This window comes from Paraburkholderia sp. GV068 (assembly GCF_003058125.1).
Lineage (GTDB): Bacteria > Pseudomonadota > Gammaproteobacteria > Burkholderiales > Burkholderiaceae > Paraburkholderia > Paraburkholderia graminis.
The window spans coordinates 1-12999 of record NZ_QBUB01000007.1 but is presented as its reverse complement, the minus strand read 5'-3'; the positions used below and the strand labels follow the sequence as shown (position 1 = coordinate 12999).

Genomic DNA, 12999 nt, shown 5'->3' with positions numbered 1-12999 from the left:
AACACTAACCAGACAGCCCGGAAAATCCCGTAGATGAACAGGCAACAAGTGCTCGGGTTAACTATCTGGTGTGCAACGCTGGCAACATCGACGGTGGCCGACGCTCAAGACAGGCAAACCGATGCCCCCGGCCGCCTGATGCCGCTGGAATCTCCCGTTTCCGTGCCAAAGCCTGGATCGGTTAAGAACGATGCGGGCCAAGTTGTCGTTTTCGGAACGGCATTTTTTTATAACGACGCCGGCGATATGTTCACCAACCGACACGTCGTCGAGAAATGTAATCCAGGCACAATCAGGGTGCGCATCTATAGCGGGGCATGGCTGCGGGCCAAAATTATTGCTGAAAGTGATCGGTATGATCTGGCGGCGCTTTCGACAAAGCATCACACCGACGTCTTTGGTGCAATCAGGGTCACTGGGGACGGCCACGTTCTGACGCCCGATGGTATCGAGGATATCTTCTCGGCTGGTTTCTCTTCACCGCTCGAAAGGCACTTCAAGGTCACGCCGACCTGGGGGCAGGTTGAGCCTTGGGGAAATCCGCAAAAGCCGCCCTATATTCAACGGATGCGGATGGCGGCATATCCGGGAGCGTCCGGTTCGGCGGTCCTCGACTACGCAGGGCTGGTTGTCGGAGTTCTCTTTGCTGGTTCTGTAGCCCCTGCCGTCGACCCCCAAAACCTTCGAAGCATTGGATACGGAGACAAGTGGATTTATCTGTACAACACTAATGCGGTTGTATCTTTCGCCAACGCGAATAACCTCCATCTCAGCGCTTCGAGTCGCTGGCAGAGGCAAGATCCAAGTTTTATCATGGGTCACGCAGCAGCCATTTCGGGGCTCGTCATGTGCGAGTATCACTGAGAGAAAATTCGCCGCCACGCGCGGCACTGGAAAAGCTATGCAGGGACGCATTTTGGTTCGATTTCTCATTGCGACCTTATGCCAATCCGCTCACGCGTCGTGCGCGGATTGGGGCTTTTATGCGGTTCGGGTAGCGGCAATGCGCAACGGTGGTCTAACTCAAGGCGCAGCTGAAGAACAGATGTGGAACGACTCACTCGCGAGCGCGCTGGACGGTGCATCGAATCCAACGCGTTTCGACGGCTTCAACCCGGATCGAGCGAAAGAGGTCATCAAAGCTGTCTACGGATCGCACCACGCCCCCTCGTACTATGGCGTAGTGACGACCGAGCTTTGTCATACCTCGTCGTGGACAAAGTGACAGACCGCTGCAATCAACGAAAAACGAGAGGTAGCAGAGTGAAACGACAGCGAACGCCTAGAAACTGGATTGAGATCACGGCGCTGGTCAACAGCGTCGATGTGACCGGTGCTTACAGTGTCGACAACGACGACGTAATGACGGTCAGGATGAACGGCGGCGGGTCAAAGATTGCTCGTGGTGGTCCTGCCGCTGAAAGCATTGCTCGTATGATCCTTGGTGAGTTGTACCGCGAAGCGCATCGGTAGTTGGACAGGAAAACCGGCAAGCGCATGGAGGTTGCCATGAAACGCGTAAATCGGTTCGCGGAGTACGCGGGTTGGAAGGTCGAGGCGTCACCGACTATTTTGGCGAATCAGCGGCTTTTCGTCTCGGGCGTGATCGTTTCGCGTGGTGGTGACCGCTTCATTTTCACTGACCTCGGCAACCGGGTATATCGTTGGCAAGCATACGAGCGCGGTATCGAGTGGGCGAAGCACTGGATCGACAACAATTGCCGACTCGGCGCGCAGAAGTCATCGAACACAGAACGGAAAATTCGGGGAAACAAACCATGACGATTGAGATAGACGAATACCTCAAGAAGCAGGACAAGCGCTCCCGGCTCCGCTATGTCGGGTTGGGACTGGCTTTGGTCTGCGGGATCGCTGGGGCCGTGTTGTGGGTCAGCGACCGAACTACTCCGCACCTGCTAACTTTGGTCGCGCTCTGGGCTGTCGGTGCATGGGCTCAGCATGTGACGTACAAGCTCGCGGACGCGCTCTACAGTGGTACCTGAATTCAACACCGGAAAATTGCGCCACGATTTTTGCGTTCGCGAAACAGGAAAAACCACAGTGAACAGCACTTCGACCATCGAGGCAACCCTCCTGTTTCGGGGCGTCAGTCGCGAGATGCACGACAGTGGGATGGGACTTCGCCCGCGTAACGCTGAACGCCTGTTCCGCAGGGAAGTAAGGTTCGACGGCAGTTGGAAGTACGACGGGGCTGTGATCCTTGGCCCCCCTACTAGTCAAGCGGTCCACGCGCATCAGCGTGACAGCGAGGCGTTCAATGGTCCTGGTCTGTCCTTTTCAACTGCCGAAAGCGTTGCCAAGCACTTCGCGACGACAAATGGGCTCGAGAGCGGCGTGATCTATGTCGTGGCGACACAGCGACTGATAGCGATGGGATGCGCGCTGTTTGATCCTCGCGAGCATACGAGGGCGCTGCAGAATCCAGACGAGGGTGAAGTGATAGTGGTGCCGCCGTTGGGTGTCACGCTCACATTGACTGACTTGGACAGCGTCATGGAAGTGGCGTAGACCCACGCACATTGGAAAACACTGTGGTGGCACGGAACCGGCCCACGAATGGAATGCCCCGGCGTTTGCCGCGCATTACTTCCTTGAGCTTCACGCCGTGACAGCCGAGGGACAGGTGCCTAAACTGCGGTACAACGCGAAAGGTTTGCGAGTCACGGGCGATGAACCCATCGAAACCTAGGAAACGTCGGGCAGCAATCGGGGGGCTTATGTGGACAGAAGAGTTGTCACCGTCTCAACGTGTCAAGAAGGCCGTCGTGTGGGTGGGTGGCACCGTCTTGGGATACTTTCTTGTCTCGTGGCTGGTAGATGCGCTTAACGAGCGGTCGCCATTCTTGGTTAAGGTGCTGCTAATGTTCCTCATCGGCGCGATCATCTATGGCAGCAATGAAAACCTTAACCTGAAACGCCGGGTTGACGAACTCAACAAACTCAACGGGCGCAATAGCAGCGGCTCATGACAACGTAAGCGGCTTCAAACCATTGCATTCGCTTGGGCGCGGCGGTGATGACGGATCGAATAGAAAAAGAGGAAACGAGAGTCATGGATAAAGAAGCCGAATCTCAAACACAAGCATTACGCGAGTTCGCTCGAAACGTTGCCCGCTTGAACGCGCATGGGGACAGGCTCAGGAATGGCGATGAAGTATTGTGGGACGGGGCCTATGCACCGGCGCAACTATGGGAAATCATCGAGAGCGCGCGTCTGCTGACGGCTACAGGACCGAATAACACGAGCGCTTTTCATACTCCAACTCGAAGGGTCAAACCGCATGCAAGCTGCGTACGCACGTACCCGGACAACACGCCTTCAGATGCGTGAGCGCATTACGAGCGAGAACCCATGACAGGACTGGAAAAAAAGAGGAGATAAGGTATGCCCGTCTGGCTTCAGATCCTGCTCGGTTTAGCGGCTCCCATAATCGCGGCAGCGGGCGTATGGGTTGGCTTCCAGCAATGGCAGGTCGGCCATCGCTCCCTGAAGCATTCATTGTTCGACCGCCGGTGGGCGGTCTACGCTGCGACCAACGACGCGCTCGTAACTCACATAAATGGGAGCGGTGACGAGCAGGTCAGGCGGCTTGCGGAGTTTTTAAGGCGGAAGTTGGATGCGCAGTTCCTGTTTACTCCAACCCTGCTCCAGTATCTGGACGTCGTGCAAGAAGCGATAAACGGGTACCGTGCAGCGGTACGGAGCCACGAGAGCGACCGTCGGCGAACAGAGTCCGATCGGTCGGCTGAGGGCGCGGCAGTCGTCGCGGCAACCGAAGAACTAAAGCATCTGCATGGGCAACTGGTGGAGCAGTTCAGGCCGAGCCTTGGACTGGCCCACAACTAGGAAAAGCGCTCGCGCCGGTCGCGCGGGCTAACAGGGAAAACAGGCGGGAGGAAATGAGAGGCATGAAACTGTTTCTTGATGACGAGCGCCCGACGCCGGAGGGCTGGGACCGCGTGTATTGGCCGTCGGAAGCGATCCGGCTGCTTGAAGCGGGCGGCGTCACGGAACTCAGTTTGGACCATGATCTGGGCGATGACGCTCGCGGCACGGGTTACGACGTGATCGTTTGGATCGAAGAGGCGGTCGCGCTTCGAGGATTCGTGCCACCAGTAATCAGGATCCACACGGCAAACCCCTCTGCCGCGGAGAAGATGCAAGCCGGCGTTCAAGCGATCGAGAAGCTCATGCGCGAGCGTCCCGTCCATCGTGACATCCGGGCTTGAGCCCTGCGAACGAACAAGCAAACAATTAAGATGGGCGAAACTCTCACAAGCAGCGAGGCCGACAGCCACGCATTAGCGTTAGCACAGAGCTATCTCGAAATCCTCACCGCTACGAACCTTGCTGCCGTCTTCGACAACGTCGATGGCCTTTCGGGGCTGTTCCTTCCGACAGTTCCATCCGGCTTTGCGGACGCGAAGCACCGTCTACTGGTTGTAGGGATGGAAACGAAGGCGTGGCGAAACAAAGAATGCAAGTTCAAGCAGGGGAACGTGCCCACAATGGATGCGGTTTTCGAGTCGATGCGGTCTCACGCACGTTGGATGGAGCGTCCACCCGAGCGCCATAAATTCCTCCAGTTCTTGCGTCAGGTGAGACAGTCGATGCACGCACGGCTGCCCAATGCTGGCGTTGCTGTCGGCTGGGCGAATCTGTTCTGTGTGAGTCATGCCGGGGGCTCGCCTAGGGTGGCGGAATCGTTCGATCGCATCAAGTCGCTGTCGCAGGACTTGCTTCGCGCTCACATTGCTGTGACCGACCCTGATGTCATCCTCTTCACCACAGGGGCGGCCTACGATCGTTTCTTGCGCGACTGTTTCCCCGATCGGACTGATAGTGTGGCAATCGAGCCGCGTTGCCTGTGGCAATTCCGCGTCGGCCGGACACTTTGCTACAGAACCAGTCATCCGCGCTATGTTGCACATAACCGGTGGCGGGACAGTGCCTTCGCGCTGGCAGCCGACCATCTACATGCGGGCACGATGGCACGGTTGCGCGGTGAACTCGCTTGACCACGGAAAATACGTGGATAAAGCTGATTTAATCGCGGCACTGCGAGTCGCGCAAGATGCCGGTTGCCAGTTCGTCGTGGGCGTGCCGTCGCTTGGTGGAAGCTCTACGGCAGCGTTGACGCCTGAACAAGCGCACCGGTTGACGACGGACAAGGACGGATTGTTTGCCGAGTTGATGGGGCTGAGCGTCCCCGAGTACATCGAGTGGCGAGAATCGCAAGGCTCCGTGTACTGCTCCGCGCGGACGAAGCAAGGCAAGCAGTGCAGAAATTTCATCGTCGGCGCTACGTGGCTTGAACCGGATGAGTGGAAAGCGCAGCGCGCGGAAGGCGGTTATTGTTCGGCACACGGTGCCTAGGAAAATTGCGCGGCGATTTTCGCGTGCGCGAAACAGGAAAACACCTGAGTCAAGACAACATCTCAGCCACCTATGACATTTATTCTCGCAGTTGTTCATAAAGACATGTCGATTCTTGCAGCGGATCGACAGGGTAATGCAAGCGGAACAGGGGAGTTCACCATCGGGCAGATGAAGCTGAAGGTCACTGCTCCGAAGATCACGATCAACGGGATCAAAAAGATCTCGTTAAACCGCTCCAAGGAGTTTGCGGTGGGCATCGCTGGCACATACGCAGACCATCCGTATATGTCGACGGTGGAGGCTTGCGACGATTTGCGTGCGTCATTTGAAGCGGTAACGACTCACGCCAGCCGCTACAATTTTGACGCTGACAAGAAGCCGATCATGCAGGGGGGGGCCGTCATGGGGAACCAGAGCATCGCAAGTTATTTCGACGATCGTTACGACAGTTTTTTCTCGACGCTCTTTCAGTTCACGCCGATGATGACTAGCTCCGCCACCTACTACGCAACGCGACCTGGCGCTGGGTTAATGCATGTCGGCTCCGGTAGCCAGGTTTTTGAATCAGCCGTTGGGGTTGAGTCAATCGAGGACTTCAAGAGATCCATCGCGGATAAGGCGGATCCGACGTTCGCACTTAACTGGCTTGCAGAAGCATTTCGCCTCGTGAGCGAGAAGGCTGACGGCTGCGGTTCGGACTTTGTTGCCGTCGCAGCAACCAGAGATACCCGCCGCTTTGCCGATCTCAAAGTTGCTCCCTGAGTAAATCGGAAAATCGGAAAACGTATGCCAGTGACCGTAGAATCAGCGGCCAGCATAAATTGGGTGACAGTTGTGGCGTCGAGCGCTCTTGTTAGCGCGGTCGTCAACGTTGGCTGGAATGCGATCTCGAAGTTCCTAGATAGAAGGCACGAGAACGCAAAGGACAAACAGCGCATCGATCACGTCAAGCTGGAAATCATGGACCAGCTCGAATCGTTCGCGAATCGCTGCGCCAGCTTGATGTACGACATTCACGAAGGGCTGGCCGAGTATTACCGTCATGAACCGAACCCATTCTCTGGCGCGCAACGCGGTGTCGAGCTGAAGTTCGACCCGGAGCCGCGGTGGGTGGAACTACCCGTTCGGTTCGTCGCGCCGCTTCGCGCATTAATGCGCGAATATACGGACGCGGCTGAGTGGATCACCCGCAGCGGTGTATGGGCTGATACGGCGGATCAGTATGAATCCGAGTTGGAGCGCCTAGCATTTTACGGTTTGGAAGTGCTCGTCATCGCCGAGAAGATACGGACGGAAATCGACGCCGGAGAACGCGGAACCGCGCAGCTCGAAGCGTCGCGAGCGGAGTTCAACGGCCTGATTGAGCAGCGCAGAGACGCTTATAAGAAAAGACCCTTGGACGTGACGTTCATACCCGAGCTGGAAGCGCAATTCGAGCGGGAAATGCCCGATCACAAATCGCTGCATGCTCGCATCAGGAAAGCAGAGATTGAAAAGCGGAAGGCGGAAGAAAATACGGTCGAGTGACCGGCTTTTGTGCTGCGGTAACGGGCGACCTTAAAACTCGCTCGCGCCATCGCAAGTGGACTAGGAAAATCGGGGAGGCAACGATGCTGCGTCTTTACAGCGGGAGCGGGTCACAGGAAATCGATCTGCAGGGAAAGGCGATTCCCGATGATCAATGGGCCAAGTACAAGCAACTCGCCGTGAAAATGCTCAACGCGCGGAATGCTGGTGAGGCCGCGAGGTTCTTGGACGAAACGCCGTTTGAAGTGCATGCCGGTATCAATTTTTTCGGCGACGAGTTTTGTGTTCTGTACGCATCGGTGGATTTTGATACGTACATAGCCCTCGGCGAAACCGCCAGTTCGCCAGAAACGAATTATGTGACCACGAAAATCGTCTCGACTCTCAATGAACTTCTATCGGTGTACATTCGGTTTGTCGCGGTCGATCTTGCAACGAACGACTTACCTTCGACGGTCCAGTCGCCCGTCTTGGCGATTTCATCGTCAACGGTAGAGCGCGCGCTTGAAGACGCACAGCAGTTGCTGTCATCGGGTCGGGGTGCTTCGAGCGCGATAGACCGAGCGCATACTGCTTTGCACGGATATCTAATCGCAGTCGCGAAGTCAGCGGGCATCGAGGTCGAACCGAACGAGAAGATCACAGCAATTTTTAAGCGCATCCGGGAGGGACACCCCAAATTGAACTACATCGGGCCACGAGAGACTGAGCTTGGCCTAGTGCTAAAGGCGGCGGCGACCATCGTCGATTCAATCAACACGGTGCGTAACAATGCGAGCGTCGCGCATCCGAACATGGAAGTCGTGCCGGAACCGGAGGCGATGTTCCTCATAAACATGATTCGCTCGATGTTGCACTACATCGAGATGAAGCTTAAAACTTGATCGGAAAATCGGAAAGGTACGTGATGAAATTTACGGTGATCGCCGTTATCTCCCTCGCTGCTGTCACGCCATTCAGCGCGTTTGCGCACAGCATCGAATGGTATGCAGCTAATTTACCGGAAGCTCGGGCAACCAATAAACAGTGCATGGAACAGCTTAAACAAGCTGGGACACTTTCAAAGGTCAAGATGGAAGAATGCCAACGAGCCAGCACGGCCCTCGTTCACGCGACGAATTTTGTCCCAAGTAAGCCTGTGTCGTATTGAATCGGAAAATCGGATATGAGCGTGTCAACTGAAAACCAGGTGCCTCGCATTGAGGGCGTACCTGCCCAAGACGGCTACTACTGGTACTACAAGCGCGGAGCGGTGTTGCCGAGCTTGGTGATGATCGGTACCCGTGGCAGCGAACGCTTCATCAAGGACGGCCCTGCGCTTCAGCGGTATCGGTTTCCCGGCGAGTTCTTCGTCGGGCCGGTTGTGCCGCCGTTTGCTACACCGGATGACATTGCGAGCGCCGAGGGCGTGCATGGCGAAGAAATTTGGATCGACCCGGTGAGCGGTCCGGCAATCTCAGCCGAATGAGATAGGAAAATCGGAGTATTCGTGAAACAACCAGTTTTGACATACAACGAATTAACCGTCGCAACTGAGCGCGAGATTCGCAAGTACACGGGCGAAACGGGTACGTCTTCTGACGACTTCGATGTACAGGCGCAGGCGCGGAGCGCTCAAAAGGCAATTCTGGAGCTGTGGCGCGACCTCACAAGTGCGATGGTCGAGCAAGCCACCGCCGACCACGGATTGCCACGTCAAGTCGAGGCAGACGACACGCGACTCGAAGGCATCGTAATTCCATTCTGAGTCGATACAACGGAAAACGGGAGAAGCATCTATGACATTGGTCGATGCCGCGCGTCACTATCGGGAGCAAGAAGCGCTTATCGGCAAGGGTGGCGTCGTGGTGTTTTTTCAAGGCGCGGTTCAGGGTTGGGTGAACGAACTGCGCAACCCCGAGCATTGGCAACCCGGCTGCATCGCTGTCGATGAGCAAGGCCGCTCGTGGACGACTATCGCGGGTAGCGAGCGCGATGGCGCGCTGATGTGGCTCGCTAACCAAGAACTGTAGGAAAAGCCGGTGACCGGCGAACGCAGATAAAGGATACGAACATGGGCGTCAAAGCAAACATCACGGCAACCGAATTTCCGAAGCAAGGAGCGCTGGCCGGAAAGAGAGTAGCTGTCTGTTTCCATCACGATACGTTGCGGGTGGTTGAGGGTGTCGTGCTGCGGGACGACGCAGACGAACCGCATCGTCGCATTATCCATCTGGACGATGGCCGCGTGGTGCTGGATACCGAGTGCCAGTTTACGCCGCTCTAAACGCAACGGAAAACAAAATGGCAACTCAAGACACACGAAGCAGCGACCGCGCGACTGTCGACCAAATGACGCAAGCGCGGACGATTTGCGGAAACAATCCTTTCTTGCTGGCTGAGCTGGAAGAGTTCTTGAATCGACAACCGTCACGCGCGCAGATGTACGAGTTCATTGAAGGTTTGCGCAATCCTGACCGGCAGAAAGAACGCTTCGATGAAAACATTTTGCGGGTTTGCAAGTTGGTCGGGATTGACGATCCCACGCCGGGCGAGAAGCTGCTCGCTCTCCAAGTCGGATTGCAACAAGAGCAAAACGCCGCGCTGGCACTAATCGCGAGCCGTCTTGGCCCTCAGAACAAGGGGGCTGACTCTGGACAGAGCCCGTCCGTTTTCGGGCCGCTGTTGACCGGTATGTTGCTCGGCGCAGTTGTTTCGCATTGACGTCGGAAAAGCGCCCGCGCCGGTCGCGCGGGCCAAACAGGAAAACAAGGCGATGACTTTGGCTACGTTGATTATTGCGGTTGCAACGCTGCTTACGTTACTGGCTGCGGTGAGCGTTGCGCTAGTGAATCGTTGGTACGGGGAGCATTTTTCCTCGGCTGTGGAGTGCCGAAAGGTCACGGAAGTGGACGGCCAAGAGCACGATCACTATTCATTCACGGCTTCGCGCTCGAATACGTTCATCGGCCACACCGTGGGCCGAGCTTATATCGCATTCGCGGCAGTTCGCTATGACCGCTTGATGCGCAAGCGTCCGCCGGCCACCGCTATATAGGAAAGCTTTATGCGATTCATCCCCACGGTCTACTCGCAAACGGGCGGCTCTCTCCCGCGCAGCAACGAGCGCGCGAAAGCGGACTTTGTTAGACAGCACGTTCGGCACGGGTGGACGGAAAGCGATGCCGTGGCACGTTATGAACTGTGGGTTGCGGAAGCCATTGATAGCAATCCCGATATGAACGTCAACACTCATCAACAACTAGCTGACCAGGCGATCACGCGGGCGCGTAACACGTCGCGTCCTCGGGACTAGGAAAAGCTTGCTGTATCCGCGCGCTCCCGCTACTTAATTTTTAAGCGGCGCGAACAGGGAGCGTGCGGCCCCCAACAAAACGGAAAACGACAATGAACTCAGGCGACAGGTACGCCCCAGCGACTACAGAAGCGCAGGCTAGAGAAGCGGGTTTCACACGTGAGGTTGTCGCGTCGTCTCTGGGTCAAGACTTGAACTTGCTGATCCCGCCAGACGTCGCCCTCGACGGCAAATTCCAAGCGTTCGACCTCGACGCACTAGAGATGGTGTCCGTCACGGGATGGCTCGGTGTGTTCGAAGATGTTTGACGTGAACGAATAGAAAAAGCAAATGGCCGATGGTAACCGCGTCTTGGTGCGCAATGACGTGGTGGATCGAAGCGTCGCCCGGGCGCTGGTTAGTGAAGGCAACAACGGCGCGGCTATTCGAGGCGGGGGCACCGGTACGTCGCCGTTCCTGACCCGGATGCGGTCGATGCTGAGAGCCAGAGTTGAAACAGAAAACGGGGGCTATTAACCAATGACCGAACGAACCGAGACCTATCGGGGATATATGCTCGTCGCACGCGCGGCAGGTGATGGCGCGCGCTGCTGGGCGTGGAAGGAAAAAACACCGGTTCACAAGGCGGTCGGAGGGACCGTCGGCGAAGCGATTGACGCAGCTCGTCGCGCGATCGGCGACGAACTCGGTGTTCCGCTTCGGGATGGGGACGAAGCTAATGCGGCATACACTGAGGCACTGGCATCGGTTCTGCCACGCTTGACGGCCGCGCAGTTGAAGATGCTCCAGGCGCACTATCACGCTGTGGATCGCACGATCACCGCTACGCAGCTTGCCGCGGCGGCGGGCTACGCTTCATACAGCGGCGCGAATCTACAGTACGGATTCATTGGAAAGGCCATCTTGGAGATTTATCCACTGGTGGTGGACAAACGGCGGGACGGTACGCCGATATTCACCCTTGCGCTCGCCGACGCGGCGGGCTATGAGCAAAGCAGCGATATCGATGACACCGAGTGGAAGTGGAGGATGTTGCCTGCGCTCGCCCATGCTCTAGGCGCGCTGGGCATCGTCTCTGACAAATAGGAGAACTATGACGACGATTCGCAAACAAGCTGCGCGCGCATCATTCGCAAGTCATCGTCGGTCGGCCGCAAAGGCGCGGCTCCGTGTGGCTCTGTCGATCGACACAGGTGAACTTCCCTCCGTCAAAATTCTTGCGTCGCATGGACAGGCCTATCGGCCTCATGTCGTGAAAGCGATGCAGGATTTGAACGTGCTGCAAGCGCAGTACGCGCGCGACTCGAAGTAACCACGGAAAAGAGATGAAGAATACAGTTTTCGCCGCATTTGTCGTGCTGCTCGCAGCGTACGCCCAGCCCGGTATGGCAGCCTCGGACGCGCCGACAGTTGCGGCCGGTCGCACTTTCACTTGCGTATTGCGCGCTGACATTGACCCGCGGCCGGGGTTTGCATCGTGCGCTGTCGATCTCCCCGTACTTGGCGACGATCAGCAATCAATCGCGCTTGAAAAGGGATGGCTAGTGAACGGTGTTATAGGGGAGAGTGGTAACAAGATTTTCTGGAAAGCAGTTCAAACGGGCGATCAGGTGGGAGCCATCATCTACCAACGCGAGCAGACGATGACCTCTAGCTTCTCCGGCGCGCGGCGCGCAGGAGATGTTCTGACGGTATCGGTTTCGCGCGAACTCGTCCTGCCGAAGCAATAGTTGCCGCGTGGCGGAAACCGCTCCGAAGCACTTCTCGACCTTTTTGAATCGGAAAACATCATGGGCGGAGCAACTTCGATCCCGGTCATCGTAGACCAAGAAACAGTCGATGTCTGGGTAATGCAGGTGGGTAATCATGGCGGGCGCACGCGACGTTCCGCGGGCGAGAGGTAAAGGGTAGCGGGTCGTCGCAGCCCAGCGCGGTAAACGACTGGCGTGATCGCGCGAACCACGCGGCTAACGAATAGAGTGAAAAACGGAGTCTATATGCGCCCTGAACAAATGCTGCCTGCCGAAAAGCAGGCGCTTGAAAATCTCCTGAAGCACGCACAAGGCGCGACCGATCAAAGCCGCCGCGTTGCGGATTTTCTCCTGGCTTGGTGGAATCCGTCGGAGTGCGGCAAGTACGACATGACGACCGCTTGGGGCGTGGACGACGACATCATGGAGGACATGTGTGTGGTGTTTCGTCTCGCCTCGCGCGCGCACAGCTATCCCGACAAGCTCGGCTATGAAAAACAGTTCGCCGCCATCATCCGGGAATGGCGACCCGAGCTTGGCGAGTCGGAATAAACCGGGACCGGCCATACATACCAGTCCTGTTGATAGCTTTAATTATGTAAAGTCACATAGATGTCCTAATTACTTGGATGGTAACGTCAACGCCCTTGCATCGCATTGACGGCGAGGTCGCTGATCTCGCCCGCGAAAGGAGCGGCGTCGCGTGGAAGCCGATTTTCTGTTTCCGTCATGACATTTTCTCGAAACGTATTGGTACACTTCCGGCGACGACGGAGAACGAATGCATGACGACATCAGGCGAACTTTTCGAGCAGGAATTTGAAACCTGGACGCCGGCTCAGGCGAAAGCTTTTTTTCGCGCCGGAATGGTGGACGACTTCTTCGTGACAGATATCGGTGGCGAACTGTGGGTGCTAACGCTGATTGTCATCAGTCGTCAGGGGCGGCAAATGCAGATTCAGTTGCGCACGGCTCGGGAGCTCGATGTCCGCAAGGTGCGTCAGTTCAAGACGCTCGACGCCGCA

At 56.7% G+C, this 12999-nt stretch carries 26 protein-coding genes; all 26 read left to right on the top strand.

Annotated elements, in window-relative coordinates; all coding sequences use genetic code 11:
* The first annotated feature begins 33 nt into the window (after window positions 1–33).
* Window positions 34–864, top strand: a complete 831-nt coding sequence (locus C8K18_RS15870; protein WP_258196136.1) for a serine protease — start codon at window positions 34–36, stop codon at window positions 862–864.
* A gap of 37 nt (window positions 865–901) precedes the next feature.
* On the top strand, window positions 902–1225 hold the full coding sequence (locus tag C8K18_RS33105) for a hypothetical protein (protein ID WP_132384580.1): 324 nt from the start codon (window positions 902–904) through the stop codon (window positions 1223–1225).
* 38 nt (window positions 1226–1263) lie between these two features.
* Window positions 1264–1473 (top strand): hypothetical protein, encoded by a 210-nt coding sequence (locus C8K18_RS15865; protein ID WP_107708202.1) that lies wholly within the window; start codon window positions 1264–1266, stop codon window positions 1471–1473.
* 36 nt (window positions 1474–1509) lie between these two features.
* A complete protein-coding gene (locus tag C8K18_RS15860; protein ID WP_107708200.1) occupies window positions 1510–1782 on the top strand; it encodes a hypothetical protein in 273 nt (90 codons plus the stop codon).
* Between the two features lie 210 nt (window positions 1783–1992).
* The gene (locus C8K18_RS15850) at window positions 1993–2529 is read left to right on the top strand and encodes a hypothetical protein (RefSeq protein WP_258196135.1); all 537 of its coding nucleotides are present in this window, start codon (window positions 1993–1995) and stop codon (window positions 2527–2529) included.
* Between the two features lie 161 nt (window positions 2530–2690).
* On the top strand, window positions 2691–2990 hold the full coding sequence (locus C8K18_RS15845) for a hypothetical protein (RefSeq protein ID WP_132384579.1): 300 nt from the start codon (window positions 2691–2693) through the stop codon (window positions 2988–2990).
* Between the two features lie 83 nt (window positions 2991–3073).
* Complete coding sequence (locus tag C8K18_RS33100; RefSeq protein WP_132384578.1) at window positions 3074–3352, top strand: hypothetical protein; 279 nt, start codon at window positions 3074–3076, stop codon at window positions 3350–3352.
* A 54-nt stretch (window positions 3353–3406) separates the two neighbouring features.
* A complete protein-coding gene (locus C8K18_RS15840) occupies window positions 3407–3868 on the top strand; it encodes a hypothetical protein (protein ID WP_107708194.1) in 462 nt (153 codons plus the stop codon).
* A 62-nt stretch (window positions 3869–3930) separates the two neighbouring features.
* Window positions 3931–4251 (top strand): cyclic-phosphate processing receiver domain-containing protein, encoded by a 321-nt coding sequence (locus C8K18_RS15835; protein WP_028371228.1) that lies wholly within the window; start codon window positions 3931–3933, stop codon window positions 4249–4251.
* 30 nt (window positions 4252–4281) lie between these two features.
* Entirely contained in the window at window positions 4282–5040 is a 759-nt protein-coding gene (locus C8K18_RS15830; protein ID WP_107708192.1) for a hypothetical protein, read from the top strand.
* 13 nt (window positions 5041–5053) lie between these two features.
* The gene (locus tag C8K18_RS15825; RefSeq protein WP_110887242.1) at window positions 5054–5398 is read left to right on the top strand and encodes a hypothetical protein; all 345 of its coding nucleotides are present in this window, start codon (window positions 5054–5056) and stop codon (window positions 5396–5398) included.
* Window positions 5399–5470: 72 nt separating this feature from the next.
* Window positions 5471–6163 carry a hypothetical protein gene (locus C8K18_RS15820; RefSeq protein ID WP_107708188.1) on the top strand — a complete coding sequence of 231 codons (693 nt, stop codon included), beginning with the start codon at window positions 5471–5473 and terminating at the stop codon, window positions 6161–6163.
* 24 nt (window positions 6164–6187) lie between these two features.
* A complete protein-coding gene (locus C8K18_RS15815; RefSeq protein ID WP_107708186.1) occupies window positions 6188–6928 on the top strand; it encodes a hypothetical protein in 741 nt (246 codons plus the stop codon).
* Window positions 6929–7011: 83 nt separating this feature from the next.
* Window positions 7012–7812 carry an abortive infection family protein gene (locus C8K18_RS15810; RefSeq protein WP_107708183.1) on the top strand — a complete coding sequence of 267 codons (801 nt, stop codon included), beginning with the start codon at window positions 7012–7014 and terminating at the stop codon, window positions 7810–7812.
* A gap of 20 nt (window positions 7813–7832) precedes the next feature.
* Window positions 7833–8078 (top strand): hypothetical protein, encoded by a 246-nt coding sequence (locus C8K18_RS33095; RefSeq protein WP_132384577.1) that lies wholly within the window; start codon window positions 7833–7835, stop codon window positions 8076–8078.
* Window positions 8079–8093: 15 nt separating this feature from the next.
* Window positions 8094–8396, top strand: coding sequence for a hypothetical protein (locus tag C8K18_RS15805; protein ID WP_107708181.1), 303 nt, complete (start codon window positions 8094–8096; stop codon window positions 8394–8396).
* Between the two features lie 21 nt (window positions 8397–8417).
* Window positions 8418–8675, top strand: coding sequence for a hypothetical protein (locus tag C8K18_RS15800; RefSeq protein ID WP_132384576.1), 258 nt, complete (start codon window positions 8418–8420; stop codon window positions 8673–8675).
* Window positions 8676–8706: 31 nt separating this feature from the next.
* The gene (locus C8K18_RS15795; RefSeq protein WP_107708178.1) at window positions 8707–8940 is read left to right on the top strand and encodes a hypothetical protein; all 234 of its coding nucleotides are present in this window, start codon (window positions 8707–8709) and stop codon (window positions 8938–8940) included.
* A 41-nt stretch (window positions 8941–8981) separates the two neighbouring features.
* On the top strand, window positions 8982–9194 hold the full coding sequence (locus C8K18_RS15790) for a hypothetical protein (RefSeq protein ID WP_107708176.1): 213 nt from the start codon (window positions 8982–8984) through the stop codon (window positions 9192–9194).
* Between the two features lie 17 nt (window positions 9195–9211).
* The gene (locus tag C8K18_RS15785; RefSeq protein ID WP_107708174.1) at window positions 9212–9631 is read left to right on the top strand and encodes a hypothetical protein; all 420 of its coding nucleotides are present in this window, start codon (window positions 9212–9214) and stop codon (window positions 9629–9631) included.
* 52 nt (window positions 9632–9683) lie between these two features.
* On the top strand, window positions 9684–9965 hold the full coding sequence (locus C8K18_RS15780; protein WP_132384574.1) for a hypothetical protein: 282 nt from the start codon (window positions 9684–9686) through the stop codon (window positions 9963–9965).
* Window positions 9966–10742: 777 nt separating this feature from the next.
* A complete protein-coding gene (locus tag C8K18_RS15760; RefSeq protein WP_132384572.1) occupies window positions 10743–11309 on the top strand; it encodes a hypothetical protein in 567 nt (188 codons plus the stop codon).
* A 7-nt stretch (window positions 11310–11316) separates the two neighbouring features.
* Window positions 11317–11535, top strand: coding sequence for a hypothetical protein (locus C8K18_RS15755; RefSeq protein ID WP_107708162.1), 219 nt, complete (start codon window positions 11317–11319; stop codon window positions 11533–11535).
* A gap of 13 nt (window positions 11536–11548) precedes the next feature.
* Window positions 11549–11953 (top strand): hypothetical protein, encoded by a 405-nt coding sequence (locus C8K18_RS15750; protein ID WP_107708160.1) that lies wholly within the window; start codon window positions 11549–11551, stop codon window positions 11951–11953.
* 267 nt (window positions 11954–12220) lie between these two features.
* A complete protein-coding gene (locus C8K18_RS15745; RefSeq protein ID WP_107708158.1) occupies window positions 12221–12526 on the top strand; it encodes a hypothetical protein in 306 nt (101 codons plus the stop codon).
* A gap of 95 nt (window positions 12527–12621) precedes the next feature.
* Window positions 12622–12999, top strand: a 378-nt coding sequence (locus C8K18_RS15740) for a hypothetical protein (RefSeq protein ID WP_132503466.1), incomplete at its 3' end; no start/stop codon positions are given.

Coding starts and splice junctions, on each gene's coding strand:
- C8K18_RS15870 (WP_258196136.1), top strand. CDS start 34: ATGAACAGGCAACAAGTGCTCGGGTTAACTATCTGGTGTGCAACGCTG.
- C8K18_RS33105 (WP_132384580.1), top strand. CDS start 902: ATGCAGGGACGCATTTTGGTTCGATTTCTCATTGCGACCTTATGCCAA.
- C8K18_RS15860 (WP_107708200.1), top strand. CDS start 1,510: ATGAAACGCGTAAATCGGTTCGCGGAGTACGCGGGTTGGAAGGTCGAG.
- C8K18_RS15845 (WP_132384579.1), top strand. CDS start 2,691: ATGAACCCATCGAAACCTAGGAAACGTCGGGCAGCAATCGGGGGGCTT.
- C8K18_RS33100 (WP_132384578.1), top strand. CDS start 3,074: ATGGATAAAGAAGCCGAATCTCAAACACAAGCATTACGCGAGTTCGCT.
- C8K18_RS15840 (WP_107708194.1), top strand. CDS start 3,407: ATGCCCGTCTGGCTTCAGATCCTGCTCGGTTTAGCGGCTCCCATAATC.
- C8K18_RS15835 (WP_028371228.1), top strand. CDS start 3,931: ATGAAACTGTTTCTTGATGACGAGCGCCCGACGCCGGAGGGCTGGGAC.
- C8K18_RS15830 (WP_107708192.1), top strand. CDS start 4,282: ATGGGCGAAACTCTCACAAGCAGCGAGGCCGACAGCCACGCATTAGCG.
- C8K18_RS15820 (WP_107708188.1), top strand. CDS start 5,471: ATGACATTTATTCTCGCAGTTGTTCATAAAGACATGTCGATTCTTGCA.
- C8K18_RS15815 (WP_107708186.1), top strand. CDS start 6,188: ATGCCAGTGACCGTAGAATCAGCGGCCAGCATAAATTGGGTGACAGTT.
- C8K18_RS15810 (WP_107708183.1), top strand. CDS start 7,012: ATGCTGCGTCTTTACAGCGGGAGCGGGTCACAGGAAATCGATCTGCAG.
- C8K18_RS15805 (WP_107708181.1), top strand. CDS start 8,094: ATGAGCGTGTCAACTGAAAACCAGGTGCCTCGCATTGAGGGCGTACCT.
- C8K18_RS15795 (WP_107708178.1), top strand. CDS start 8,707: ATGACATTGGTCGATGCCGCGCGTCACTATCGGGAGCAAGAAGCGCTT.
- C8K18_RS15790 (WP_107708176.1), top strand. CDS start 8,982: ATGGGCGTCAAAGCAAACATCACGGCAACCGAATTTCCGAAGCAAGGA.
- C8K18_RS15785 (WP_107708174.1), top strand. CDS start 9,212: ATGGCAACTCAAGACACACGAAGCAGCGACCGCGCGACTGTCGACCAA.
- C8K18_RS15780 (WP_132384574.1), top strand. CDS start 9,684: ATGACTTTGGCTACGTTGATTATTGCGGTTGCAACGCTGCTTACGTTA.
- C8K18_RS15760 (WP_132384572.1), top strand. CDS start 10,743: ATGACCGAACGAACCGAGACCTATCGGGGATATATGCTCGTCGCACGC.
- C8K18_RS15755 (WP_107708162.1), top strand. CDS start 11,317: ATGACGACGATTCGCAAACAAGCTGCGCGCGCATCATTCGCAAGTCAT.
- C8K18_RS15750 (WP_107708160.1), top strand. CDS start 11,549: ATGAAGAATACAGTTTTCGCCGCATTTGTCGTGCTGCTCGCAGCGTAC.
- C8K18_RS15745 (WP_107708158.1), top strand. CDS start 12,221: ATGCGCCCTGAACAAATGCTGCCTGCCGAAAAGCAGGCGCTTGAAAAT.